This window comes from Arthrobacter woluwensis (assembly GCF_900105345.1).
Lineage (GTDB): Bacteria > Actinomycetota > Actinomycetes > Actinomycetales > Micrococcaceae > Arthrobacter_E > Arthrobacter_E woluwensis.
In genome coordinates this window covers 137,769-162,773 of the sequence record NZ_FNSN01000003.1, presented here as the reverse complement: position 1 = coordinate 162,773, position 25,005 = coordinate 137,769, and the positions used below count along the sequence as shown (strand labels likewise).

General features: G+C 69.0%; 24 protein-coding genes. 21 read left to right on the top strand and 3 right to left on the bottom strand.

Annotated features, from left to right (window positions below; genetic code table 11):
* Positions 1-11: 11 nt before the first annotated feature.
* The 17 genes from BLV63_RS01385 (at position 12) to BLV63_RS01305 (ending at position 15,796) form a co-directional block, all read left to right on the top strand.
* Positions 12-887 carry a substrate-binding periplasmic protein gene (locus tag BLV63_RS01385; RefSeq protein ID WP_066216544.1) on the top strand — a complete coding sequence of 292 codons (876 nt, stop codon included), beginning with the start codon at positions 12-14 and terminating at the stop codon, positions 885-887.
* Between the two features lie 140 nt (positions 888-1,027).
* Positions 1,028-1,933 (top strand): dihydrodipicolinate synthase family protein, encoded by a 906-nt coding sequence (locus tag BLV63_RS01380; RefSeq protein ID WP_066216546.1) that lies wholly within the window; start codon positions 1,028-1,030, stop codon positions 1,931-1,933.
* A gap of 226 nt (positions 1,934-2,159) precedes the next feature.
* Complete coding sequence (locus BLV63_RS01375; protein WP_066216549.1) at positions 2,160-3,161, top strand: proline racemase family protein; 1,002 nt, start codon at positions 2,160-2,162, stop codon at positions 3,159-3,161.
* Positions 3,158-4,102 (top strand): ornithine cyclodeaminase family protein, encoded by a 945-nt coding sequence (locus BLV63_RS01370; RefSeq protein ID WP_066216552.1) that lies wholly within the window; start codon positions 3,158-3,160, stop codon positions 4,100-4,102. The genes BLV63_RS01375 and BLV63_RS01370 overlap by 4 nt, the downstream gene beginning before the upstream one ends.
* A 29-nt stretch (positions 4,103-4,131) precedes the next feature.
* Positions 4,132-4,836 carry a GntR family transcriptional regulator gene (locus BLV63_RS01365; RefSeq protein ID WP_066216719.1) on the top strand — a complete coding sequence of 235 codons (705 nt, stop codon included), beginning with the start codon at positions 4,132-4,134 and terminating at the stop codon, positions 4,834-4,836.
* Positions 4,837-4,851: 15 nt separating this feature from the next.
* Entirely contained in the window at positions 4,852-6,024 is a 1,173-nt protein-coding gene (locus BLV63_RS01360; protein ID WP_066216555.1) for an NAD(P)/FAD-dependent oxidoreductase, read from the top strand.
* Complete coding sequence (locus tag BLV63_RS01355) at positions 6,021-6,326, top strand: (2Fe-2S)-binding protein (RefSeq protein ID WP_066216558.1); 306 nt, start codon at positions 6,021-6,023, stop codon at positions 6,324-6,326. Before BLV63_RS01360 ends, BLV63_RS01355 begins: the two co-directional genes overlap by 4 nt.
* Positions 6,323-7,759, top strand: a complete 1,437-nt coding sequence (locus BLV63_RS01350) for an FAD-dependent oxidoreductase (RefSeq protein WP_066216562.1) — start codon at positions 6,323-6,325, stop codon at positions 7,757-7,759. Before BLV63_RS01355 ends, BLV63_RS01350 begins: the two co-directional genes overlap by 4 nt.
* Positions 7,760-7,794: 35 nt before the next feature.
* Entirely contained in the window at positions 7,795-9,279 is a 1,485-nt protein-coding gene (locus tag BLV63_RS01345) for an aldehyde dehydrogenase (NADP(+)) (RefSeq protein WP_066216564.1), read from the top strand.
* A 518-nt stretch (positions 9,280-9,797) separates the two neighbouring features.
* Positions 9,798-10,175 carry a hypothetical protein gene (locus BLV63_RS01340; protein ID WP_139244619.1) on the top strand — a complete coding sequence of 126 codons (378 nt, stop codon included), beginning with the start codon at positions 9,798-9,800 and terminating at the stop codon, positions 10,173-10,175.
* Positions 10,176-10,202: 27 nt separating this feature from the next.
* Entirely contained in the window at positions 10,203-11,240 is a 1,038-nt protein-coding gene (locus tag BLV63_RS18250; RefSeq protein ID WP_139244618.1) for a hypothetical protein, read from the top strand.
* Positions 11,241-11,304: 64 nt separating this feature from the next.
* Positions 11,305-12,459 (top strand): hypothetical protein, encoded by a 1,155-nt coding sequence (locus BLV63_RS01330; RefSeq protein ID WP_139244617.1) that lies wholly within the window; start codon positions 11,305-11,307, stop codon positions 12,457-12,459.
* 8 nt (positions 12,460-12,467) lie between these two features.
* On the top strand, positions 12,468-13,139 hold the full coding sequence (locus BLV63_RS01325) for an ABC transporter ATP-binding protein (protein WP_306306614.1): 672 nt from the start codon (positions 12,468-12,470) through the stop codon (positions 13,137-13,139).
* 38 nt (positions 13,140-13,177) lie between these two features.
* Positions 13,178-14,386: an ABC transporter permease gene (locus tag BLV63_RS01320; RefSeq protein WP_066216578.1), complete on the top strand. Its 1,209-nt coding sequence runs from the start codon at positions 13,178-13,180 to the stop codon at positions 14,384-14,386.
* Between the two features lie 220 nt (positions 14,387-14,606).
* Positions 14,607-14,915: a hypothetical protein gene (locus tag BLV63_RS01315; RefSeq protein ID WP_066216581.1), complete on the top strand. Its 309-nt coding sequence runs from the start codon at positions 14,607-14,609 to the stop codon at positions 14,913-14,915.
* A gap of 52 nt (positions 14,916-14,967) precedes the next feature.
* Entirely contained in the window at positions 14,968-15,144 is a 177-nt protein-coding gene (locus tag BLV63_RS01310; RefSeq protein WP_066216585.1) for a CsbD family protein, read from the top strand.
* A gap of 157 nt (positions 15,145-15,301) precedes the next feature.
* Entirely contained in the window at positions 15,302-15,796 is a 495-nt protein-coding gene (locus tag BLV63_RS01305) for a MarR family winged helix-turn-helix transcriptional regulator (RefSeq protein WP_066216587.1), read from the top strand.
* An 82-nt stretch (positions 15,797-15,878) separates the two neighbouring features.
* On the opposite strand, the gene BLV63_RS01300 is transcribed toward BLV63_RS01305, so the two are convergent.
* A complete protein-coding gene (locus tag BLV63_RS01300; protein ID WP_066216589.1) occupies positions 15,879-16,781 on the bottom strand; it encodes a LysR family transcriptional regulator in 903 nt (300 codons plus the stop codon).
* A 255-nt stretch (positions 16,782-17,036) separates the two neighbouring features.
* Here BLV63_RS01300 and BLV63_RS01295 point away from each other — a divergent pair, with 255 nt between their 5' ends.
* Complete coding sequence (locus BLV63_RS01295; protein WP_066216591.1) at positions 17,037-20,594, top strand: proline dehydrogenase family protein; 3,558 nt, start codon at positions 17,037-17,039, stop codon at positions 20,592-20,594.
* 90 nt (positions 20,595-20,684) lie between these two features.
* On the opposite strand, the gene BLV63_RS01290 is transcribed toward BLV63_RS01295, so the two are convergent.
* A complete protein-coding gene (locus BLV63_RS01290) occupies positions 20,685-21,674 on the bottom strand; it encodes an ABC transporter substrate-binding protein (protein ID WP_066216722.1) in 990 nt (329 codons plus the stop codon).
* Between the two features lie 255 nt (positions 21,675-21,929).
* Here BLV63_RS01290 and BLV63_RS01285 point away from each other — a divergent pair, with 255 nt between their 5' ends.
* Positions 21,930-22,427 carry a hypothetical protein gene (locus BLV63_RS01285; protein ID WP_139244616.1) on the top strand — a complete coding sequence of 166 codons (498 nt, stop codon included), beginning with the start codon at positions 21,930-21,932 and terminating at the stop codon, positions 22,425-22,427.
* Between the two features lie 16 nt (positions 22,428-22,443).
* Here BLV63_RS01285 and BLV63_RS01280 read toward each other — a convergent pair whose 3' ends face one another.
* Positions 22,444-23,169, bottom strand: coding sequence for a GAP family protein (locus BLV63_RS01280; protein ID WP_074783926.1), 726 nt, complete (start codon positions 23,167-23,169; stop codon positions 22,444-22,446).
* A gap of 99 nt (positions 23,170-23,268) precedes the next feature.
* On the opposite strand from BLV63_RS01280, the gene BLV63_RS01275 reads away from it, so the two are divergent.
* The gene (locus BLV63_RS01275) at positions 23,269-23,865 is read left to right on the top strand and encodes a TetR/AcrR family transcriptional regulator (RefSeq protein ID WP_066216597.1); all 597 of its coding nucleotides are present in this window, start codon (positions 23,269-23,271) and stop codon (positions 23,863-23,865) included.
* A 109-nt stretch (positions 23,866-23,974) separates the two neighbouring features.
* The gene (locus tag BLV63_RS01270) at positions 23,975-24,961 is read left to right on the top strand and encodes an LLM class flavin-dependent oxidoreductase (RefSeq protein ID WP_066216600.1); all 987 of its coding nucleotides are present in this window, start codon (positions 23,975-23,977) and stop codon (positions 24,959-24,961) included.
* The last annotated feature ends 44 nt before the right edge of the window (positions 24,962-25,005 follow it).

Genomic DNA, 25,005 nt, shown 5'->3' with positions numbered 1-25,005 from the left:
AGAGGAACCCCATGAAAATCCAGAAGCTCAAGCGCCCCGGTGCGCTGGCCGCCGTCGTCCTCCTCGCAGGGGTCGGCCTGACGGCCTGCGGAAGCTCCGGTTCGACGACGGCGTCGGCCGACTGCACGCCGAAGCACCAGGGCGTCACCACCGTCGCTCCGGGCAAGCTGACCGTCGGCGTCATCGACATCCCGCCCTTCAGCAGCTACAACAGCGGCAAGCCGACCGGCATCGACATCTCGATCGTGGACAAGATCGCCAAGGACGAGTGCCTGACCCCGGTCTACCAGCAGGCGACCTACGCCGACGCCGTGCAGTCGATCTCCGGCGGCAGCATCGACCTGGCCGTCGGCACGATCGACGCGACCGAGAAGCGCCTCAAGGCCGTGGACTTCTCCGCCTCCACCTACCTGGACGGCATGGGCATCGCCACCAAGACCGGCGCCAAGACGGTGGCCGACCTGGAGAAGATGAACAAGGTCGGCACGATCGACGGTTACCTCTGGGTCGAGGACCTCAAGAAGATCCTGGGCGACAAGCTGGTCACCTACCCCTCCAGCGTGGAGCTGAAGGCGGACTTCGACGCCGGCCGTCTGGACGCGGACGTGGACGCCTACGGCGTGCAGGTGCTGCAGTTCAAGGACGCCAAGGGCGTGACGGTCTCCCTGGCCAACGACAAGCCGGACCCCCGCGTCGGCGCCATCACCCACTCGCCGGAAGCCGCTTTCCCGCTGACCAAGGGCAACACCAGCCTGAAGCAGGCGCTCAGTGACGGCATCGAGTCGCAGCGCAAGGACGGCACCATCACCAAGCTCCTGACGGGCGCGGGCCTCACCGAAGGCCTGGGCAAGGTGGCCGACCAGCAGTACGTGGTCCCAGCCAGCTGATTCACCCCTGATGCCGGGGCGAGAGCCCCGGCATCATCCTTCCCTATTGTGCAATGTCACATGGTAAATTGATCCTGTGAGGCGACTCACAGTGCGGCTGCCCCCGTGGCGCTGAGCCGCCTCCTTGAAAGGAACCGGAAATGACCGAAGTCCGTAAGCCGTGGCGTGGAGTCCACGTCGCCACCACCCTCCCGTTCAACGACGACCTGAGCGTGGACTACGACGCGTACGCCCAGAACATCGCGTTCCTCGCCGCCGGCGGCTGCGACGGCGTGGCCCCCAACGGGTCTCTGGGCGAGTACCAGACCCTCTCCGACGAGGAGCGGGCCCGCGTCATCACCACCGCCATCGAGGCCGCGCCCGAGGGCTTCACCGTGATGGCCGGCGTCGGGGCCTATGGAGGTCTGCAGTCCCTCCGCTGGGCCGAGCAGGCCGCCGAGGCCGGGGCGCAGTCCGTCCTGGCACTCCCGCCGAACACCTACCGTGCCAACGAGGACGAGGTGGTGGAGCACTACCGTCTGGTGGCCAAGGCCGGCCTTCCGATCGTGGCCTACAACAACCCGATCGACACCAAGGTGGACCTCACGCCGCGGCTGCTCGCCCGCCTCCACGGCGAGGGCCTGATCGTGGGCGTGAAGGAATTCAGCGGCGACGTCCGCCGTCCGTACGAGATCAAGGAACTCGCCCCGGAGCTGGACATCATCATGGGCGCGGACGACACCGTCCTGGAGCTCGGCCTCGCCGGCGCCGTGGGCTGGGTGTCCGGTTACCCGAACGCCATCCCGGAAATCTCCATGGAGCTCTACCGCCTGGCCATCTCGGACCAGGGCGACGACCTGGCCCGGGCACGCGACATCTACCGCGATCTGCACCCGCTCATGCGCTGGGACAGCAAGACCGAGTTCGTCCAGGCGATCAAGCTCTCCCAGGACATCGTGGGCCAGCGAGGCGGCGTGACCCGCCCGCCGCGCGGCCCGCTCTCCCCGGAAACGGTCGCCGCGATCACCCGCGACACCGAAGCCGTCCTCGCCAAGGGTTACAAATAACCTCAGGCGATCCGGTGCCACTCGCAGATCCGGTGAGTGGCACTGGGTGAGCGGTCTGGGTCCCCGGGGTTCCGGGTCTCCGACGTCGCTTAGACACGGGCGGAAGCGCTCCTTGCTCGCAGAGCGAGCTGCGGAGGGCATCCACCCGCGATGCGCGACTTTCCGGAGGCCCGGAACCCCGGGGACTGAAGCCACCGGAAACCAACCCACCAACCAAGGAGCAACGATGCGGACCAAGCGCGTCTTTCACGCCGTCGACTCACACACCGAGGGCATGCCCACCCGGGTGATCACGGGCGGCGTCGGGACCATCCCGGGTGCCACGATGGCGGAGAAGCGCCTCTGGTTCATGGAGAACAGTGACTGGATCCGCACGCTCCTCATGTACGAACCCCGGGGTCATGCCTCGATGAGCGGCGCGATCCTGCAGCCGTCCACCCGTCCCGACGCGGACTTCGGCGTCCTCTACATCGAGGTGTCAGGGCTGCTGCCCATGTGCGGACACGGGACGATTGGCGTCGCGACCGTGCTCGTGGAGACGGGCATGGTGGAGGTGGTCGAGCCGGTGACCACGGTGCGGTTGGACACTCCGGCCGGACTGGTCATCGCGGAGGTGGCCGTGAAGGACGGCCACGCCGAGTCGGTGACGCTCCGCAATGTGCCGTCCTTCGTGGACCGGCTCGACGCCACGGTCGACGTCCCGGGCTACGGCGCCGTTCCGTACGACCTGGCGTTCGGCGGGAACTTCTACGCCGTCGTGAAGCTGGAGGACCTCGGGCTGCCGTTCGAACGGGAGCGCAAGGACGATCTGCTGAAGGCGGGCCTCGCGATCATGGACGCCATCAACGCCACGGACGAGCCGGTGCACCCGGAACGTCCGGACATCCGCGCCTGCCACCACGTGTACCTTCAGGCCCCCGGATCCACCGCGGAGCACTCCCGGCACGCCATGGCCATCCACCCGGGCTGGTTCGACCGCTCGCCCTGCGGCACCGGAACCAGCGCCCGGATGGCGCAGCTGCATGCCCGCGGTGAACTCGCTCTGAACACGGACTTCGTCAACGAGTCCTTCATCGGCTCCCAGTTCATCGGGCGCCTCGTGGCCGAGACCGAGGTGGCCGGTCGCCCGGCCGTGGTCCCCACCGTGACGGGCCGCGCCTGGATCACGGGGACCGCGCAGTACTTCCTCGACCCGAGCGATCCGTTCCAGGAGGGGTTCCTCCTATGAGCCTGCCGTACTTCGACGCCGCACAGGTCCGCGCCCGCGCCCCCTGGCGTGCCGCCGTGGACGCCCTGGCCGCGGCGCTCCGCGACGACGTGGACCCCGAGCAGGACGGACCCCGGGTCTTCAGCCCGGCCCCGGGCGGCGAGTTCCTCCTGATGCCGGCCTCCGGCGCCCGCTACAGCGGCGTGAAGGCCCTGACCGTGGCCCCCGGGAACCCCGCTCGAGGTCTCGAGAAGATCCAGGGGGTGTACGTCCTCTACAGCTCGGACACGCTGGCCCCGGTGGCGCTCCTGGACGGCACCGAGCTGACGGCCATCCGCACCCCGGCGGTCACCCTGTTGGCGGTCACGCGGATCCTCGCGGCCACGCCGGGCGGCGCCCCGGAGGCCCCGCGGGTCCTGGTGTTCGGAGCGGGCGTCCAGGCGCTCAATCACCTCCGCGCCGCGCACGCGCTTCTGCCGGGGGCGCGGCTCGGCGTCGTCGGCCGCAGCGAGGACCGTGTCCGCGTGCTCGTGGAGACCCTTGCCGCCGAGGGCGTCGACGTCGCGGCCCGGTCCGCCGCGGACGTGGGCACGGCGGACGTGATCCTCTGCGCCACCACGTCCACGACGCCGCTCTTCGACGGCGCCGCCGTCGCGCCGGACGCCGTGGTGGCCGCCGTCGGGCAGCATGGCCTGGACGCCCGCGAGGTCGACGCCGCGCTGGTGCGCCGCAGTGACGTGGTGGTCGAGGGGCGCGCCTCGGCGCTGCGGGAAGCCGGCGATCTGATCCCGGCGCGCAGCGCGGAGGAGTGGCAGCGGATCCGGCCGGCGAACCTGCGGGACCTGGTGGTCGACGGGATCGCACGGATCCCCGGAAAACCCTGTCTTTACGCGGGCGTGGGCATGGCCTGGGAGGACCTCGTCACCGCCGCGATGGTGTATGAAGGGGGAACCATCCCATGAGCACCCCAGGAGTGACAGCCGTGAACCCCGTGTCTGATCTTCCCCTCGCCCCGATCGCCCCCAAGCCGAACCTGCGGGAGAGCGTGACGGAGTCCCTGCGCGCGGCCATCATCGCCGGCAGCCTGGAGGAGGGCACCCTGTACTCCGCGCCCGCGCTGGGCGCCGTGTTCGGGGTGTCCGCCACCCCCGTCCGGGAGGCCATGATGGACCTCGCCCGCGAGGGCCTCGTGGAGACCGTGAAGAACAAGGGCTTCCGGGTCCTCGGGGTGAGCGAGGAGGAGCTGGACGAGATCACCGAGATCCGCCTCATGATCGAGGCGCCGACGGTCGGGAAGCTCCCCGGCCGGATCCCGGAGAGCGCGTTCCCCCGCCTGCGGACGCTGGCCGCCGCCATCGTCACCGCGGCCGAGGAGGGCGACCTGACGGCGTACCTCGTCAACGACCGCACCTTCCACAGCGAACTGCTCAGCTTCTACGGCAACAGCCAGCTGGAGGACCTCGCCACCCGGCTCCGCATGCGGACCCGCATGTACGGCCTGAGGACCCTCAGCGACAACCACCAGCTGTCCAGCTCCGCCAAGGAGCACGACGAACTCCTGGACCTCATCCAGGCGGGCGACGCGGCGGGGGCGGAAGCCCTCATGCGCCGCCACCTCGGGCACACCCGCGGCCTCTGGGCCACGGGACACCAGGAATCCGGCCAGCACGACACCAGCCGGCCACCGGCACCCTAACCCCAAGGAGTACCCATGAGCAGGGCCTGCGATGTCCTGGTGATCGGCGCGGGAGTGATCGGCGCCGCCACCGCCTACTTCGCGGCGAAGGCCGGACTGTCCGTGACGATCGTGGACCAGGGCCTTCCCGCCAGTGGGACGTCGTCGGCCTGCGAGGGGAACATCCTCGTCTCGGACAAGGAACTCGGCCCGGAACTCGAGCTGACCCGCTACTCGCTCTCCGTCTGGAAGGGCGAGCTCGCCGAACACCGTCACCTCTGGGAGTTCGAGGCGAAAGGCGGGATCATCGTCGCCTCGCGGCCCAGCAGTCTGGAGTCCCTGCACCGCGTGATGAGCGTGCAGCGCGGCTTCGGCGTCGCGGTCGAGGAACTGGACCCGGCCGCCCTGCGCCGCGCCGAACCGCACATCACCCCCGACGCGCTCGGCGGCGCGTACTACCCGGAGGATTCGCAGGTCCAGCCCATGCTGGTGGCCGCGCACCTCGTGCGGCTGGCCACCGAGGCGGGCGCCGTGTTCCACGCGGGCGCCACCGTGACCGGCATGATGCGCGACGGCGACCGCGTCACCGGAGTCCGGACCACGCGGGGCGACTTCGCCGCCGGGAACGTGGTCAACTGCACGGGGACCTGGGCCGGGGAGATCGGCGCGCTCGCGGGCGTGAACGTCCCCGTCATGCCGCGCCGCGGCTTCGTCATGGTCACCGAACCGCTCCCGCCCATGGTCCACCACAAGGTGTACGCGGCCGAGTACATCGACAACGTCGGCAGCTCCGACGCCGGCCTGCAGGCCTCCCCGGTGGTCGAGGGGACGCCCGGCGGCACCATCCTGATCGGCTCCACCCGTGAACGCGTCGGTTTCGACCGGACGGTCAGCACGGAGGCGCTGCGGCGGCTCGCGCAGAACGCCACGGGCCTCTTCCCGTTCCTCGCCGGCGTCCGGGCGATCCGGCACTATCACGGCTTCCGTCCCTACTGCCCGGACCACCTCCCCGTGATCGGGCATGACGACCGCGCCCCGGGACTCTGGCACGCCGCGGGCCACGAGGGTGCCGGGATCGGGCTCTCCGTCGGCACCGGCAAGCTCCTGTCGCAGGCCCTCAGCGGCCGCGCGCCCGACCTCGACCTCACCCCCTTCGCCCCGGCGCGATTCGGCGCCGTCGCCCCGACCCCGTTGGAGGCCACCCGATGAGCACTCTGGACGACGCCGTCCGCTTCACCTTCGACGGCCGGGACCTCACGGCCGCTCCCGGCCAGACCGTCGGCGCGGCCCTCGTCACGAACGGCGTGACCGCGTGGCGCGGGACCCGGAAGGAGGGCCGTCCGCGCGGCCTGTTCTGCGGGATCGGCGTCTGCTTCGACTGCCTCGTGACCGTGGACGGCGTGAGCAATCAGCGGGCGTGCCTCGTGGACCTGTGCGACGGCATGGAGGTGCGCGGGACCCTTGCGGATGAAGCCGGCGCCGACTCGGACAGCCCGGAGGAGGCCCGATGAGTGGGCTGCGAGTGGACGTCGCCGTCGTCGGCGCGGGCCCGGCCGGCCTGGCCGCCGCCGTCGCGGCAGCGGAGGCGGGCGCCGTGGTCGCCGTCGTCGACGCCGCGAACCAGCCGGGCGGGCAGTTCTGGCGCCACCGCCCCGAGGTGGGCGATGCCGATCCGGACGGGCACGGCCACCACGACTGGGACGTGTTCCTGGACCTGCGCCGCCGCTTCCGTGCGGGCATCGCGGCCGGACGCGTGCAGCACCTCCCCGGGCTGCAGGTCTGGATGGCGTCACGGGACGACGCCGGCGGCTTCACCCTCCGCACCACGCGCACCGTGGTGGGCGGCGAGGGCGCTGGACCCACCGTGCACGCCGCGCGCCTCGTGCTGTGCCCGGGCGGGTACGACCGGCAGCTTCCCGTGCCCGGCTGGGACCTCCCCGGCGTCATGGCGGCCGGCGGCATCCAGGCCTTCCTCAAGGCCAACGGCGCGCTGCCGGGCCGGCGGTTCGTGGTGGCGGGGACCGGACCATTCCTGCTGCCCGTGGCCGCGAACATCGCCGAGGCCGGGGGAGACGTGCTGGCGGTGCTGGAGTCCTCGTCGCTGTCGAACTGGCTCCCGCACTGGAAGGCCGCGGCCTCCGTCCCCGGCAAGGCGCTCGAAGGGGCTGAGTACGCGGGCGTCTTCGCCCGGCACCGCATCCCGTACAAGACCCGCAGCATCGTGACCGCGGTCGAAGGAGGGGCGCGGGTTCAGTCGGTGCGCTGGGCGAAGGCCGACGCCGAAGGGCGCGCGCTGCCCGGCACCGGCGGCGTCTTCGAGGACGTGGACGTGGTCGGTTTCGGCTGGGGCTTCACGCCGCAGATGGAACTGCCGCTCTCCCTGGGCGCCGGGACCCGTGTGGACGCCGACGGTTCCCTCGTGGCCGTGGTCGACGAGCGGCAGGAGTCCTCCGTGCCGGGCCTGTTCCTGGCGGGGGAGGTGACCGGCGTCGGCGGCGCCGTGCTCGCGGTGCTGGAAGGTCAGGCCGCGGGGACCGCGGCCGCCGACCCTGCCGCCGTCGTCCTGCCCGCGAAGGACGCTGCCCGCCGCGACCGGCACCGCCGCTTCGCCCAGGCCATGCACCAGGCGCATCCCGTGCCCGCGGCCTGGCAGGACTGGCTCACCCCGGAGACGCTGGTGTGCCGCTGCGAGGAGGTGCCGGTGTCCGCGGTCACCGAGGCCCGGGACGCTCTCGGCGCCGAGGACTCCCGCAGCCTGAAGTCCTTCGCCCGGGTGGGCATGGGCTGGTGCCAGGGGAGGGTGTGCGGCTTCGCGGCCTCCTGCCTCGGCGCCGGACCCGGCGAACCCGCCGGACAGGCGTCGCTCGCCTCGGCGGCGAAGCGGCCCCTCGCCGTGCCGGTCCCGATCTCCGAACTCGCCTCCCTCGACGTGCTCGACGACTGAGCCCCCGCCTTCCTCCGATTCCGAAAGGACTTTTCATGAGCGCTTCCCACGCCCCGATCACGACCACCGAAGCCACCAGCGAGACGGAGCTCGAGCGCCTGCTGGCCGGTGTTCACGCCGCGGCCGCACCGCTCGCCGCGCTCCGGCCCGCCGAGCGCGCAGTGCTGCTGGAGGCCGTCGCCGACGGGCTCGACGCCGCAGCCGGGGAGCTGATCCCTGTGGCCCAGGCCGAGACCCGTCTCGCCGAGGGCCGCCTGACCGGCGAGCTGAAGCGGACCACCTTCCAGCTGCGGCTCTTCGCTCAGGACCTGCGCGACGGCGGGTACCTGGACGCCCGGATCGACCATGCGGACCCGGAGTGGCCCATGGGCGCGCCCCGCCCCGATCTGCGCCGGGTCAAGCAGGCGCTGGGGCCGGTCCTGGTGTTCTCGGCCAGCAACTTCCCGTTCGCGTTCTCGGTGGCCGGTGGCGACACCGCCTCCGCGCTCGCGGCCGGCTGCCCGGTGCTGGTCAAGGCCCATTCCGGCCACCCGGAGCTGTCCCGCCTGACGGCCAACGTCGTGACCGCTTCACTGGCCTCCGCCGGGGCGCCGGAGGGGGCCTTCGGGCTGCTGTTCGGCACGCAGGCCGGGGCGACAGCCCTGAAGGACCCGCGGATCGCGGCGGGGGCTTTCACCGGTTCCATCCCCGGTGGCCGCGCGTTGTTCGACATCGCCTCCTCCCGGCCCACGCCCATCCCGTTCTACGGGGAACTCGGCAGCAACAACCCGGTGTTCGTCACGGAAGCCGCGGCCGCCGAACGGGCCGAAGTCATCGTCGAGGGCTTCATCGGATCGTTCACGATGGGCAGCGGCCAGTTCTGCACCAAGCCGGGGACGCTGTTCGTCCCGGCGGAGTCCACCCTCGTGAGCCGGCTCCGTGACGCCGTGCTGCCGGACGCGGCGCCGCTCCTCAACGACCGCATCCAGGCGGGCTACACGGAGGTGCTCCAAGACCTGGAGGGTCACCCGAAGCTGAGCGTCCTGGCGCAAGGGCCGGATCCCCTCTCCGATCCGCCGTCGCCCACGCTGCTGCTGACCACGGCGGAGGACATGCTGGCAGATCCGCACGCGCTGCAGGCGGAGTGTTTCGGGCCGACCGCCGTCGTCGTGACGTACACGGATGAAGCGCAGCTGGTGGCGCTCGCGGAGAGTTTCGAAGGGCAGCTGACTGCGACGATCCAGGGCACGGACACCTGCGAGGTGGCGGAGCTCGTGGAGGTGCTGGCCCGCAAGGCCGGCCGGGTGCTGTGGAACGGCTGGTCCACCGGGGTGTCCGTGACCTATGCGCAGCAGCACGGCGGCCCCTACCCGGCCACGACCGCCTCCGGGAGCACGTCCGTGGGAACTGCGGCGATCGAGCGTTTCCTGCGGCCCGTGGCCTACCAGGGCTTCCCGCAGCACCTCCTGCCGGAAGCCCTGCGGGACGAGAACCCGCTGGACGTGCCCCGGCTGATCGACGGTCGGCGGGCGCGGGGCTGAGCGTTCTGCCGCCGCTCCCGTCGGCCGGCACCCTCTCGGGGTGCCGGCCGACGACGTTTCGGGGGAGTGGGAGCCTGACGGCGGAGCGAGGGGTCCTGGGCGAGTACGGAGCGCGAGGCGCAGTAAACCACGGATGAACAGGGAAAACAGCCGAGTCGGCTCAAAATGTTGGACATTTGACGTAACGTGCCAAAGGGTCGGATGATGACACCGGACCAGGAATAATTTCGGGGCCAACCCCGGTAGATGAGGCCGTCTGGTCTGACGGGTATCCCGGTTCAGTGCGTATCGCTGGGCCGGGATACTTCCGGGGTTGAGGTGTGGAACTGGCCGTCCAACGAGGGCCTGAGTGGAGCCTGGTGGTTGCCCCGGTCTGGGATGGACAGGGCTCCAGTCTTGTCCTCGTTGTTCATCTGCACGTCACGACGAGGTGACCGAGCTTTCGCGAGCCAGAGGCACTGAGCGCCGGCGTTGACGACCTGTTGACGTACCTCATCACATCGATCAGGCCTGGCCTGATGGTCAAGAAAGCAGGGAAAGTGAAACTGAAGAAGGCAATGCTGGCTGTGGCCGCCGGTGCATGCGCGGTGACCGGCTCGCTGATGGTGGCCGCTCCCGCGGCCAACGCAACGAACTCGGTGACCTGTTCCGGTAAGGCGTACTACGAAATTTATGGGTACGACCAGCCGACAGATCTGTGCTTTGCAAACCAAGGTCAGATGGATACCTGGCAGGGACGCACATACTCCTTGTGGACCGGCAACAACTCGGGGCAGATCGCTTACTACAACATCTCTGACGGGAAGCAGTACTGGTCGAATGCGCGGCCTCACAATTTCCGCGGAGACTTCGACCCGCCCTACGTCAACACCTTGGCTGTAAAGCTCTGGCCGTAAGGGCCCCAGGGTGTTGGGCACCCACGGGTGCCCAACACCCTGGATGATGGCGTCCTCCTGAGACAAAGTGAAGTGAAAATGAAGAAACAGCAGATCATCACCGTGGTATTCGCCCTGGCTGGAGTCCTTGCCGGTGTAGGGGCTTGTGGGTCACCGCATACCTCTCCGGCGGTTCAGCCGGACCACGTGAACTCTCCCAGTACCGGAAGCGGTCGGGGAGTAGACGGCGGGGGTGACCCGTATGCCACCTATAAGTCGGCTGATCTTCTGGCTATCAACTCCGCCTACAACGAACTCAGGTACGGGTGTCTCGCTGAGAACGGGTACCCGCAATTCCTGAAGGTTCTCCCGGCTCAGAAAGCAAATGCCTTCCGTGGCATGGCTGAGACCCCCGATTTCGCTTCCACTTTCGCCTCCTATAGCGAACTTCCCTGGTTCGACTCTGAGCAAGATGCTCGGACGAAGGGCTATGGCTCGCCGGCACAGGCCCTTGAGCCGATAGTGATGACGCTGGACCCGGCCATCGGGCCCGTCATGAACGACTGCGCCCAGAAGGCCCTTGCCGCATTCGAGGATCGGGAGGGGACTATCCAGAAGTACACGCAGCTCGGGAATACCCTGGCCGAATCCATCGATTCCATCGCAGGCAAGGCCAAAGGAGACCTCACCAACAAGGTCTTCGCCTGCATGAACAAGGGCAAATACCCCGTCGATCCGAATGGCGCCAACAAGGCCAACGACTGGAACGTGGATTTCCAGGTCCCGATGGGGGAGCAGCCCCCACAGCCACGCCGGGACGGGTCCGGGATGAGTGGCAACGCTGTGATCATCTCCCCCGCGGTTCCGGCGAAACCCTACGTGCCGACGAAGGAAGAGAGCGAGTCGGCAGCGGCCATGTACCACTGTTCGGTCGAAACGGGTGCCCACGATGAGTGGCTGAACGACATTCACCAAGCCGAGGCGACGGCGGTCTCGCAGAACGAAGCCGCGTTGGATGAGCTGAACCCGAAGATCACGGCGCTGGCCAAGTCAGCATCAGCCGCCTTGCAGAGCCATGGGAAGTAGGCCGGTCGAACCCGCACATCGTCGACGCAAGGCGTGGACAGCGGCAGCGGTGTTGGCCGGACTGGTGATCGTCGGCATCGTTCTGACGACCATGGTTTTCCCAGCCTTGCGAACGCCCGAGCAGGTGGCGGCGGACGCGGCGCCACCTCCGCCCGAGCCAATCTCAGCCCGCGTCGTGGATCAGACGTTGACCTCGAAAGTCGTACTCCGCGCCCTGGTCCTGCCGGGGGCGACGGTCGACGTAAAAGCTACGGACATGCTGAGCGCGGCCGGGATGGTGGTCACGAGCCTGCCCAGTCCATCGCCGGTCACAGTGACGACTGGAACGGTCGTGGCAGTGGCTAACGGAGAGCCTCTGATCGCGTTCAACTGGCCATTTCCTGCCTACCGGGATCTTCACGTTGGTGACGCGGGTCCGGATGTGAGAGAACTGCAGAAGAGCCTGGGCGAACTTGGCTATTTGAGCGGGTCAACGGGAACGTTTGACACGGCGACCTTGTCGGGAGCCTCGCAGCTGTATGCCGACCTGGGGTACACGCTGCCGAAAACCTCCGAGCAGACTCCTGCGCTCTCCAAGACGGCTCAGACACCCGCCCAAGGGGCAGAATCGTCGAACCCGTCCGGTGGCACTGCCAGCGGACCATATGTGCCTGCCCGGGATATCGTCACCATTCCCCGTGCGAGCAGCGCCGTGACGTCCGCGCCCTTGAAAGTCGGCCAGAAGATCGACGCGGGCACGGTACTGCTGCGCCTGGATGGTCAGAGTCCCAGCGTGGCGGCGATAGCTACCGCGGACCGGGCTGCCAGGATCAAAAACGACATGACCGGTGTCCTGTACCAAGAAGACGGGACGCAGTACGCGGTGACCGTGACCAAGGTCGGCTCCGCCATCGGCGACCTCGCCGGGCTCGGCACAGGAATTCGCATCGATCTGTTGTTCGCCTCGGGCAGCAGAGCGCAACCGACCGGTGCGGGCCGCGGCTCGCTGAAACTTGAACTCACCCTCGCCACCCCCACCCGCGGACTCACGCTGCCGATCACTGCGATCTACTCTGACCAGCAGGGCGGAACCTACGTCATCCCTCTCAAGCACCCGGATCAGAAGATCCCGGTGCGGATCCGGGCGAACGTCGAAGGCACGGTCCAGCTCGAGGAGGGCTCAGGTCTCAGGGCCGGCGACGACGTCATCCTGGGATCATCGGACGGAGGCATCAACTGAGCGCGCTTGTGGAACTCCGCGGCATCTCCAAGACGTATCCGGGTCGCTCTCCTGTCACGGCTCTTCACCCCTCGGATCTCACGATCCAGGAAGGAGAGTCGGTGGCGATCGTCGGTCCTTCCGGCTCGGGAAAGTCCACCTTGCTGAACCTCCTGGGACTGCTTGACGTCCCCACCACCGGCACATACTCCCTGGCCGGGGTGGACATCTCTTCGTGCACGGAGACGGAGCGGTGCTCGATTCGCGGCCAGAAGTTTGGGTTCGTCTTTCAAGCTTTCCACCTGCTGCCTCAGCGTTCCGTGGTGGAGAACGTGGAGCTCGCGATGATGTACTCGGGGCTCCCTGCACGGGACCGCAGAACCCGTGCCGAAGAGTCGCTGGCACGGCTTGGACTCGGACACCGGGTGCTCGCGGATCCACGAGACCTTTCAGGCGGTGAGCGCCAGCGAACTGCCATCGCCAGGGCTCTCTGCCTCGAGCCAGAGGTGCTCTTCTGCGATGAGCCGACCGGTAACCTAGACTCGAAGAACAGCCGTGCCGTCATCGAGACCCTCTTCGAGCTCAACGAGCTGGGACAGACCCTGGTCATGGTCACCCACGACATGGCACTGGCAGCCCAGCTCAGTCGGGTCGTCCATGTTGAGGATGGACGCCTTGGCCCGGGTGGGGGCCTGTTGTGATGTTGCGACGGCTTGCATCAGGAGCACCTGGGCTCGCATTGAAGCCGAGCCGGCTCGGTCTCGTCGATATCCTGCGTGAGTCCTACCGATCCGTCTTCCGGGACCTTGCCCGGTCCCTTCTTGCGGCCTTGGGAACGCTGCTGGGATGCGCCGCCTTCGTCGCTACCCTGGGACTGACGGGTACGGCGAGCCACCAGGTCTCCAGTCAGTTCGATGCCCGCCGGGCAACAGAGGTGTCCATCACCGCTGCGCCTCCGGCGGACCCCTTCGACGCCGAGGCCGTTCTCGACCGGTGGTACACGTCCGCGTCTGTTGCTCGGGCCGACACGATCTCGGGGGTGCTGCACGGCGGAAGGATCTCGGTCGCCAGCGCTGTGTCATACCGCCGACTGTTCCTTCCCGAGAGCGACCCCGTTCCGGTTGACACCTACGGTGTCGATGACGGAGCACTGGCCGCCATCGCGCCGAAAGTGATCGCAGGGAGGACTTTCGACAACGGTCACGTAAAACGAGCCGACAGCGTCGTGATGCTCTCCAAGACGGTCGCCGATCGACTCGGCATCGCCGCGCCGGGCCCGGCAATTTTCGTCGGTGATACAGGTCTGACCGTCATCGGCATCTACGCAGACGTCAATCGCGAACCAGGCACTCAAGGAGCCCTTCTCCTGCCCATCACCTTCCTGGAACGATCGGAAGCGTTCCGCGGTGCACAGATCGCCCGGAAAATACTGCTGGAAACCGCGCCTGGGGCTGCCACCCAAGTCGGCGACCAGGCCGCCCTCGCCGTCGCCCCCACCAATCCGGGTGCCGTCACGGTTGTCGCCCCGCCCGATTCTCAGACGCTCCGCCAAGCGGTCGAAGGCAGCATCACCCTCCTGAGCCTGGTCGTGAGCGTTGTCATTCTCCTGATCGGGGCCATCTCGATCGCGAGCACCACAGCCGTGCGAGTCGTCCTCAGAACCCCGGAAATCGGCCTGAGGAGAGCGCTCGGGGCACGCAGGGTCGACATCTTCTGGCAACTCGTTGGGGAATCCGCCGGCATCGGCCTGCTGGGCGGGGCCGCTGGCGCCGTCGCCGGAACCGTCGTCACCATCGCTGTTTCACTCGCCAACCACTGGGTGCCCATCATCGACCCGACAGCACCCCTCCTGGCCATAGCCGCGGGCATCGTCGCAGGCATTCTCGCGGGGATTCATCCCGGCATCCGCGCGACTCAGATCAGCCCCGCTCGTGCACTCACGCGGTGAGCGATGAACTGGACCCCAGTGCCGGCGTTTCCGGCGCCGCTCCCGCTCCCGATTCCAGCCATCGAAAAATAAGTTCGATCTACAACTAGCTCGATGAGCGAGATATACGTTAGCCTAGCTTCATAAGTTCCGGTCGGCCCAGGTCGGCGGGAACACCAGAGATTCCTGGTTTCCGGGGAATGTCTGCTGAAGGGCAGGACCTGAGAAGTCGGGAGATGGCATGGAGAGTCGGCAGATCGTGCTCGCGAGGGCTGCGGAGAACGCGGCCAGGGCGAGCACCGCGCTTGCGGATGCAGAAGTCCGCCTCGAGCGGCACGACGACGGCTGGGTCCTCCACGCCGTGTACACGGTGGCCGGATCGTCGACCACCGTCGCGGCCATGGCCCTCGTGGAGCAGCGTCTCATCCCGGACCTGGAGGAGGTGCTGGGCGGTGCTTTCGTCCAGCGCCACATCCGGTTCGCGGTGGAGAGCGGCTCCGCCTCCAGGCTGCACCGGCTCCCCGAGTCGGCGTCTCTGGTCTCACTCTGACCGGGGTGGGAATCCTCGGGCGAATCCATCACCGAACGAAAGGACGAGCATCATGAGTTTCATCGACAAGGCCAAGAACGCTGCCGATCAGGCGGTCGGCAAGGCCAAGGAAGTCATCGGCGAGGCGACGGACAACCACAAGCTGGAGGCTGAAGGCAAGCTTCAGCAGGCCAAGGGTGACGTCAAGCAGGCCGGCGAGGACGTCAAGGACGCCTTCAAGGGCAAGTGACCCTGGCTGATTCTCCCTGCGCCGTCGGGGCCGGCATCGACCCACAGCATCGTGAGTGTGCCGGCCCCGAGGGCCTCCCCGCCCTCGGCTGCGGCCCCTGGCCGCGCCCCGGTGCGGACCGCGCAAGCACATCGATGTGGAAAAGGCTGATCTTTCGATGGCACTCGAACTGATCGACAAGCACTGGAAAGACGACGGCGACAACAGCGACCCGGGCGACACCCTCAAGCTCCTCCGAGAGTTCACCGTGGCGGCCGAGAGGGCGCGCGAAAGCATGCGCCGCGAACTCGGGGTGAACGCCACCGACCTCGCAGCCCTGGAGTACCTGCTCATCGAGAGCGATGCGTGGGGTGTCACGGCGAGCGTGCTCGGCAAGCAGCTCGGGCTGTCCTCGGCGTCGACCACCATCCTCGTGTCCCGTCTCGAACGGGCCGACTATCTGCGGCGGGAGCCCGCGCCCCGGGACCGCCGCGCCAACCTGCTCTTCCCGACGGAGCGTGCGCAATCGCTGCTGCGCTCGATCGTCGAGCACCAGACCGAAGCGCTCGCCGCCGTCGTGCGCTCATTCGACCGGGAGGACCTGGACGTGGTCGAGGAGTTCCTCGGCGCGAGCATCGCCGCCCTCCGGAACCCGCTGCCACCGCGCGGCTGAAGGCTCCGCCGCGCACTGCGGCGACAGCAGCCGGACTGCGCCCGAAGTGCGCCCTGGGCGCGTCCTGCGAACTTCGATGCCCTCATGCCCCCGAGGGGTCCAGCCTCCGGGCGGTCTCCTCGAGGGCGTCGCGCACGGCGGTGATGGCCGGGTGGCCCACACTGGCGAGCCGGGCCGAGGTGAACACGGTGCGCAGGGGTGCGCTGGGCAGATCGACCAGCCGCACGGACGACTGCGTGCGACCCACCCAGATCAGATCAGGGAGGAGCGCCACCGCATGCCCTGACTCCACCAGGCTGATGTGCGCCTGGAGGTCGGCGGTCTCGTACCGGACATCGGGTTCGAACCCCGCGAGCCGGCAGGCCTGCTCCGCCCAGTGCCGGGTGGCGGCGCCGCGGGGTTCCATGACCCACGGCAGGTCGGCGGCGTCCGTGAGCTGCTGCAAGGTGTTCTCCGGCGGCACCGCGAGCCGGATCGCGTCCTCCACGAGGGGCTTGCGGTCCAGGCCGGGCAGATGGGGTGCGGCATGATGCGGATACTGCTCCGCGACCACCAGGTCGAAGCCATGGGCCCAGGTCTCGTGTAGGGCCGTCTCCGGTTCGTACTGCACCATCTCGATCCGCAGCGCCGGGTGCTGTTCGGCGACGGCCTGGAGCGTCGCCGGGAGGAGGGCGAGCATGGCGCTCTGGAACACGGCCATGCGCACGGTGCCCCGGATCTCGTCCTGGCTCGCGGCCACGGCGGCTTCGGCCCGTTCGAAGGCGTCCAGCAGTTCGCCCGTGTGCTCCGCCAGCAGCTGGGCCTGCGGGGTCAGCAGCACCCCGCGTCCGGACTTCCGCATGAGTTCCACGCCCACCTCCTTCTCCAGGAGGGCGAGCTGTTGGGACACCGACGACGGGCTGTACGCGAGGGCGTCGGCCACCCCGGCGAGCGTCCCGCGGATACTCAGTTCGCGGAGCAGTCGGAGCCTGCGGATCTCCAGCATGAGGGCCTCGATTCAGGGGTGGACTCAGGGGTGCCGGCGGCCCTCGCGGGGCCCGGGCGGATAGTTCACTAAAGCTGATCCATATCCTACAGAAAACATCACTTTTCCTAATTTTCCTTTAGGCGCATACTGATGATCAGATCGATCCGGCGGCACGGTTCACAGTCGAATCACGGCACGCCGATCACCCCCCTCTCTCCGCCCCCGGTGACGCAACCCGGAACCGGCGGACAACACTGAAGTGCAAGGAGCGCCATGACCACCCCTGCTCGTGTCGAACTGCCATCCGTGAGGCCACAGGACCTGGCCACGGAGGCCATCGCCCTGGTGCGCCGCTGGCTCGAGGAGGGCTCCCGGATCCCCGTGGACGCCTCCGCGGCTCAGCTGGCCGGCGTCCTCAAGGACCCCAACGGCCTCGCGTTCACCGTCGGCTTCGTGGACGGCGTCGTCCGCCCCGAGGACCTGAGCGTCGCCGCCCGCAACCTCAAGGCCCTCGCCCCGAAGGTTCCGGCGTTCCTGCCCTGGTACATGAAGTCCGCCGTCGCGCTGGGCGGCTCCCTCGCCCCGGTCCTGCCCGGCGTCGTCATCCCCGTGGCCCGCCGCGTGCTGCGCGAGATGGTCGGCCACCTGATCGTGGACGCCACGGACGCCAAGCTCGGCGCTTCGATCCAGAAGATCAAGAAGCCCGGCATCCACCTCAACGTCAACCTCCTGGGCGAGGCGATCCTCGGTCAGAACGAGGCCTCCCGCCGCCTCGAGGGCACCCGGAAGCTCCTGGCGCGCCCCGACGTCGACTACGTCTCCATCAAGGTCTCCTCCACGGTCGCCCCGCACAACCACTGGGCGTTCGATGAGGCCGTCGAGCACATCATCGAGAAGCTCGCGCCGCTGTACCGCCTGGCCGCCTCTTCCAGCCCCCGCAAGTTCATCAACCTGGACATGGAGGAGTACAAGGACCTGGAGCTGACCATCGCGGTCTTCACCCAGCTCCTCGACCGCCCGGAGTTCAAGGACCTGGAAGCCGGCATCGTGCTCCAGGCCTACCTCCCGGACGCCCTGAGCGCGATGATCCGCCTTCAGGAGTGGTCGGCCGCCCGCACCGCCCAGGGCGGCGCCCCCATCAAGGTCCGTGTCGTGAAGGGCGCCAACCTGCCCATGGAGCAGGTCGACGCCGATCTGCACGGCTGGCCCCTGGCCACCTGGGGCACCAAGCAGGACTCTGACACGTCCTACAAGGCCGTCCTCGACTACGCGCTGACCCCCGAGCACATCGCCAACGTCCGCATCGGCGTCGCCGGTCACAACCTCTTCGACGTGGCGCTCGCCCATCTGCTCGCCGAGGCGCGCGGTGTGAAGCAGGGCCTCGAGTTCGAGATGCTGCTCGGCATGGCGACCGGCCAGGCCGAAGCCGTGAAGCGCACCGTCGGCTCGCTGCTGCTCTACACCCCCGTCGTGCACCCGGGTGAGTTCGACGTCGCCATCGCCTACTTGATCCGCCGCCTCGAGGAGGGCGCGAGCCAGGAGAACTTCATGTCCGCCGTCTTCGAGCTGGACAAGAACGAGGGCCTGTTCGAGCGCGAGAAGAACCGCTTCCTCGCCTCCCTGGAAGCTCTGACCGACACCGTTCCCGGCCCGAACCGCGTCCAGGACCGCACCGCGTTCGACGCCGCGGCCCTGGCCGAGGAGGAGCTGTCCCGCGCCGCGCTCGGCACCGGCGAGGCCGGCTTCGGCGGCCCGACCCTCAGCTTCGACAACACCCCGGACACCGACCCGGACCTCCCGGCCAACCGCACCTGGGGCCGCGCCATCCTGGAGCGCGTGCCCGGCACCGCTCTCGGCCTGGCGACCGCCGACTCCCACGTGCTGAACACCGCGGAAGAGCTCGACGCCGTGATCGCCACCGCCGTCGCGCGCGGCGCCGAGTGGGGCTCCCTCACCGGCGCCCAGCGCGCCGAGGTCCTGCACCGCGCCGGCGTGCGCCTGGAGGCCCGCCGTGCCGAGCTGCTCGAAGTCATGGCCGCCGAGTGCGGGAAGACCCTGGACCAGGGCGACCCGGAGGTCTCCGAGGCCATCGACTTCGCGCACTACTACGCCGAGCTCGCCAAGGAGCTCGACCACGTGGACGGCGCCACCTTCGTGCCCTCCAAGCTGACCCTCGTCACCCCGCCGTGGAATTTTCCGGTCGCCATCCCGGCCGGCTCCACCCTCGCGTCGCTGGCCGCCGGTTCCGCCGTCGTCATCAAGCCCGCCAAGCAGGCCCGCCGCTCCGGCGCGGTCATGGTCGAGGCCCTCTGGGAGGCCTTCGACGAGGCCGGCATCGACCGCAGCGTGCTCCAGTACGTCCAGCTGGCCGACCGTGAGCTCGGCACCCGCCTGGTCTCGCACCCGGCCGTGGACCGCCTGATCCTGACCGGCGGCTACGAGACCGCCGAGCTGTTCCGCAGCTTCCGCAAGGACCTGCCGCTGCTGGCCGAGACGAGTGGCAAGAACGCCATCATCGTCACCCCGTCCGCCGACCTGGACCTCGCCGCGAAGGACGTCGTCCAGTCCGCGTTCGGCCACGCCGGCCAGAAGTGCTCCGCCGCCTCCCTCGTGGTCCTGGTGGGCTCCGTCGCCACGTCCCGCCGCTTCAACCAGCAGCTCGAGGACGCCGCACGGTCCCTCAAGGTCGGCTACCCGGTGGACCCGCAGACGCAGATGGGCCCGGTCATCGAGCCGGCCCAGGGCAAGCTCCTGCGCGGCCTGACCACCCTCGGCGAGGGTGAGCAGTGGCTGCTCAAGCCGCAGAAGCTGGACGAGTCCGGCAAGCTGTGGAGCCCGGGCGTCCGCACCGGCGTCAAGCGCGGCAGCGAGTACCACAAGACCGAGTACTTCGGCCCGATCCTCGGCGTCATGACCGCCGAGACCCTGGAGGAGGCCGTGGCGATCGTCAACGAGATCGACTACGGTCTGACCTCCGGCCTGCACTCCCTGGACCCGGCCGAGCTGGACTACTGGCTGCAGAACATCCAGGCCGGCAATCTGTACGTCAACCGCGGCATCACGGGTGCGATCGTGCGCCGTCAGCCGTTCGGCGGCTGGAAGAAGTCCGCGGTCGGCGCGGGCACCAAGGCCGGCGGCCCGAACTACCTCGTGGGTCTAGGCTCCTGGAAGGACGCTGACGTGTCCGCCGCCGGCGCCCCGACCGCCGCGGCCCGTGGCCTCCTCGCGGCCGCCCGTTCCGCAGAGCTCGGCGCCGAGGACCTCGCGTGGCTCGAAGGCGCCCTCGCCTCCGACGCCGTCGCCTGGGGCGCCGAATTCGGCGCCGCCCGTGACGCCTCCGGCCTGACCGCCGAGCGCAACGTGTTCCGTTACCACGCCGTCCCGGCCACGATCCGCTTCGAGTCCGGCGCTTCCGGCAGGGGCCTGGCGGAGCTGGTCCGCGTCGCGGCCGCCGCGGCCACGGCGTGGGGCGGACGCACTCCGGAGGGCACCGTGGTGAGCTCCGCGGAGCAGCTGCCCGCCGCCGTCGTGCAGGCACTGAGCGCCGCCGGCATGCCGGTCATCCTGGAGGACGACGCCGCGTGGGCCGTCCGCGTCGGCCGTCTCGCCGCGAAGAACGGCCCGGAGTCCTCGGCCCGTATCCGACTGATCGGCGCTCCGGTGCTGCCGACCGCCGAGGCGGCCGACGGCAAGCCGGACGTCGCGATCTACGCGAACGACGTCGTCGCCGCGGGCCGGGTGGAGCTGCTGACCTTCCTCAAGGAGCAGGCCGTCTCCATCACCGCGCACCGCTTCGGCACGCCGAATCACCTGTCGGACGCGCTGATCTAACAGCGTCTCTCACGGCCGCGAGCCGCCAGTAGATGCCCTTATCCGTGCAGGATTCGGGCATCTACTGGCGGCTCGCGTCGTCGGTGGGGGCTACTTCTTCGGCAGGCCCGGCGGGTTCAGCTCGGAGGCGGGGATGCCCTCCTCCTTCAGACCCCAGCGGTCCAGGATCTTGCCGTAGGTGCCGTCCTTGATGAGGTCGTTCAGGGCGGCCTGCGCGGCCTTGGCGAAGCCGTTGCCCTTCTTGGTGCCGACGGCGATGTTCGCCTTCAGCGGCCAGCCGCCGTCGAGGAGACCCACGAGCTTCGTCTGACCGTTCTTGGCCGCCTTGTAAGCGGCGGTCGCGTTGGGACCGAGGGTGAGGTCCGCGCGGCCGGACTGGAGGGCCAGCGAGGAGGCCGAGTCGTCGTCGTAGTACTGGAACTGGACGGGGGCGAGGCCGTTCTTCTTGTTCTCGGCGTCCCAGGCCAGCAGGATCGACTCCTGGTTGGTGCCGGAGCCCACGATGATCTTCTTGCCCGCCACATCGGCCGGCTTCTCGATCGAGCTGATGGAGCTGTCGCTCTTGGCGTAGAAGCCGAGCTTGTCGCTGCGGTAGCTGGCGAAGTCGAACTTCTCCTTGCGCTCCTCCGTCACGGTGACGTTGGAGATGACGGCCTCGTACTTGCCGGAGGCGACGCCGAGCGGCCAGTTCTCCCAGGTGGTGGGGACGACTTCCGCCTTGAGGCCGAGCTTCTCCGCGACGGCGAAGGCGATGTCCACTTCGTTGCCCACGGGGGTCTTGTCGTCGTTGGCGTAGACGGCCAGCGGCGCCGCGAAGGGGCTGACCGCGACGGCCAGCTTCCCGTCCGCCTTCACGGCGTCCGGGACCAGGGCGGCGGCCGCGGGATCGGCGGTGACGGGGAAGCGGTCCTGCTGCGGCGTCAGGTTGAAGACCTTGCCGGAGACGGTGGCGGAGGGTGTGGGCGACGCGTCCTTGTTCCCGGCGGCGTTCGCGCCGGGGTCTGAGCAGGCGCTGAGCCCCACGGAAACGCTGGCGAGGAGGACGACGGCGGCCGCAGCGGTTGATCTTGCAGAGCTCATGATGACCTTTCGAAAGTAGAGCTGGTGCAGCAACTTTCACGGTCGCCGGAGTGCCTCGTCAAAGCCGTTCGACACGATGCGAGACGCGCGGAAACACGGGGAATCACGGCGTCACCGAGCGTCGCACACGGGGTCATCGGGCGTGCGGAAAGGTCATCTGGAAGCGTGTGGTTCCGGAGAGTGGGTCCCTCCGTGACGGGCCTCCGGAGCGCAGAAACCCGCCCCGGGAGCCCGGGGTGGGACTACTGTGCAGGGATGAGGAATTCGTATCCCGTGGGCGTCACTCTCCGGGGTGAGCGGCTGTGGCTGGTCTGGCAGTCCGAGGACGTGGCGGACGACGCCGCGCTGCCGGACGGGGTCGCGGTGGAGCAGGGCCGGATCGTCCATGCCCGCACCGAGGAAGGGCTCGAGGAGCTCGCCACCCGCTTCGGTTTCGACCGTGACGAGGAATCGCTGATCGTGGATCTCGATGCGGTGGAGGATGTGCCGGCCGGGCCCATACGGGACGACGCCTGTTCCCGCCTCGTGGAGACGTGGAACCTCCTCGGGGACGTGGCCTCCAGCGTGGGTGCGGACCTGGCCGACCGGGGACCGGTGGCCGAGCGGTGCTACGACAAGCTGTCCGCCGGGATGAACCTGGAGTCGCTGACGCCTGCGGGGGAGCGTTTCACCCCGGTCTTCTCGGGGGAGGAACGAGACGCCCTGACGGCTGTGCTGCGCCGTGGCATCGCCATTCTCGAGGCTTGCCTCTGAGGGGACCGGGGGTGTGTCACGCGACCCACCCGAGCGCTTTGGCGGCGTGCACGGCGAGCAGGAACCCGACGATCCCGATGATCCAGAGCGTGGTGGAGCGTGCCCTGCGCGTGAGCCAGGCATCGAGTCTCTCCAGGGGCTTCTCGACGAGCCGCCGCGCGAACAGCCGGCCCGCTGTGAGCACCACCGCGGGCGCGATCATCACCAGGCAGTAGAGCGCCAGGACCAGGAGCGCCGTCGGCTGGTCCGCCGTCTGCGTCGTGATGATGCCGGTGGCCGCGAGATACGGCAGCATCGACGCGATCTCCACGACGACGGCGCTCACCGCCAGCCCCATGAGCGCGGCGGCCCCGCTGTCCTCACCCATGGCCTGGTCGCGCCAGCGCCGGAGCCTCCCGGACTGCGTTCCGCGCTCGGCGGCACGTGCCCTCGCGGCCTTGGTGTCCAGGGCGAAACTGAGGACCAACAGCGTCACGCCGAGGAGGAGCTGAAGGAACTGAGCCGGGGTGGAGTCGAGCAGGCCGGACGCGTTCTTGAGCAGCAGGCCGCCGCCCGTCATGAGGACGATGCCCACGGCGAAGTATGCGACCGCCACCGTCCCCAGGTACAGCGCGATCCGTCCTGGTCGCATCCGTCCCGGAGCCATGAGCAGCCACACCGGCACCAGGAGCGTGCCGAAGCTGAGCGAATCCGTGAGGGCGAGCAGGAGCAGTGCCCCCGCTGCTTCGCCGGGAATGATCATCGGGTCTCCTCTTTCGCTTCACAGCATCAGACGCTCTTCGACAGGTATTGGTACGGTCGTACCAATTTGATGCTAGTACGAGTGTACTAGGATGACGGAGTGGGATACACGCCGCGCGAGGAGCGCAAAGCACGACTGGCCGAGGCGGTCTGGGAGATCGTCCTGGAACAGGGCATCAGCGCCGTGTCCGTCCGAACGGTCGCGGCCCGGGCCGGGGTGGCCGTCGGCTCGTTGCGGCACTTGTTCCCGACGCAGTCCGAGCTGCTCGAGTTCTCCGCCGAACTCATGGTGGAGCGAGCCACGGAGCGGGTCTCCGCGCTCGTCCCGGGCGCGGACCTGGTGGAGTACGTCCTCGCCGTGATCAGCGAACTCCTGCCGCTGACCCCGAACACCCGCCGCGAATTCGAACTCAACATGGCCCTGATCGCGGAGACCCCGGGTCACCCCGGACTCGCCCGCGCCCGCGATGACGCTCACGCCCGCCTCCTGGACCTGTTCATCCGGCTGGCCGGTTTCCTGCGGGACGAGGACCCGTCCGGGGAGGGCCCGCGCCATGACGGACGGCGGCTGCTCGCCCTCTGCGACGGCCTGGGACTCCATCTGCTGCATCAGCCGGCCGACGCGGACACCGGGTGGGCCGTCGTCCTGATCCGTGAGGAGCTCGACAGGATCCGGGGCGCCGAACGGGTGCGCTGAACCGTCCTGTGCGGCACGCGGCGGATCTCACAGGAATGCCCGGCCGCGCGTCGTCGTTGTCGCCCATGGGGCCGGTGATCCCGGCCTGCAACGTCGACGAAAGGCAGTCATGACCCTCAAGCTCTCCATCCTGGACCTCGCCACGATCGGCCCCGGCCAGAGTGTGAAGGAGAGCCTGGATGGCAGTGTGGCCCTGGCGCAGCTCGCGGAGGACGCCGGCTACAGCCGCGTCTGGTACGCCGAGCATCACAACATGGCCAGCATCGCGTCGTCGGCCACAAGCGTGCTGATCGCGCATGTCGCCGCCCACACGAAGACCATCCGCCTCGGCGCCGGTGGCATCATGCTGCCGAACCACTCGCCGCTGACCATCGCGGAGCAGTTCGGCACCCTCGAATCCCTGCACCCCGGACGCATCGACCTCGGCCTGGGCCGCGCCCCCGGCAGTGACCAGAACACCATGCGGGCCCTCCGCCGCGACCCGATGGCCGCCGACACCTTCCCCCAGGACGTTCAGGAACTCCAGGCCTTCCTGGGCGACAGCACCCTGATCCCGGGCGTCGAGGCCACTCCGGGCAAGGGCACGCAGGTGCCGCTGTACATCCTCGGATCCTCGCTGTTCGGCGCCAAGCTCGCTGCCGCGCTCGGTCTGCCCTACGCGTTCGCATCCCATTTCGCCCCCGCCGCCCTGCAGGACGCGGTCCGCATCTACCGCGAGCAGTTCAAGCCTTCCGCGCAGCTGGCCGAGCCGTATGTGATCGCCGGCGTGAACGTCGTGGCCGCGGACTCGACCGCGCAGGCCCAGGATCTCCTCCGCGACGCGCTCCGCCAGCGCGTGCAGACCTTCTTCGGCCGGGGTCACACGTTCACCGACGAAGAGGCCGATCTGGTGCTCGACGCCCCGCAGGGCCAGCACCTGCGGGAGATGGTGAAGTACTCCGCCGTGGGCGAGCCCGCAGCCGTTCTGGAGTACCTGGAGGGCTTCGCGAAGCACGCCGACGCCGACGAGCTGATCGTCGCCCACCAGGCCCCGGGCACCGAGGCCAAGCTGCGCTCCGCCGAACTGCTGGGCCAGATCGCGCTCGGCCAGGGCTGAGCGGGGCTCAACCGCACCGACGCGGGGCCGGGTCTCGCCAACGG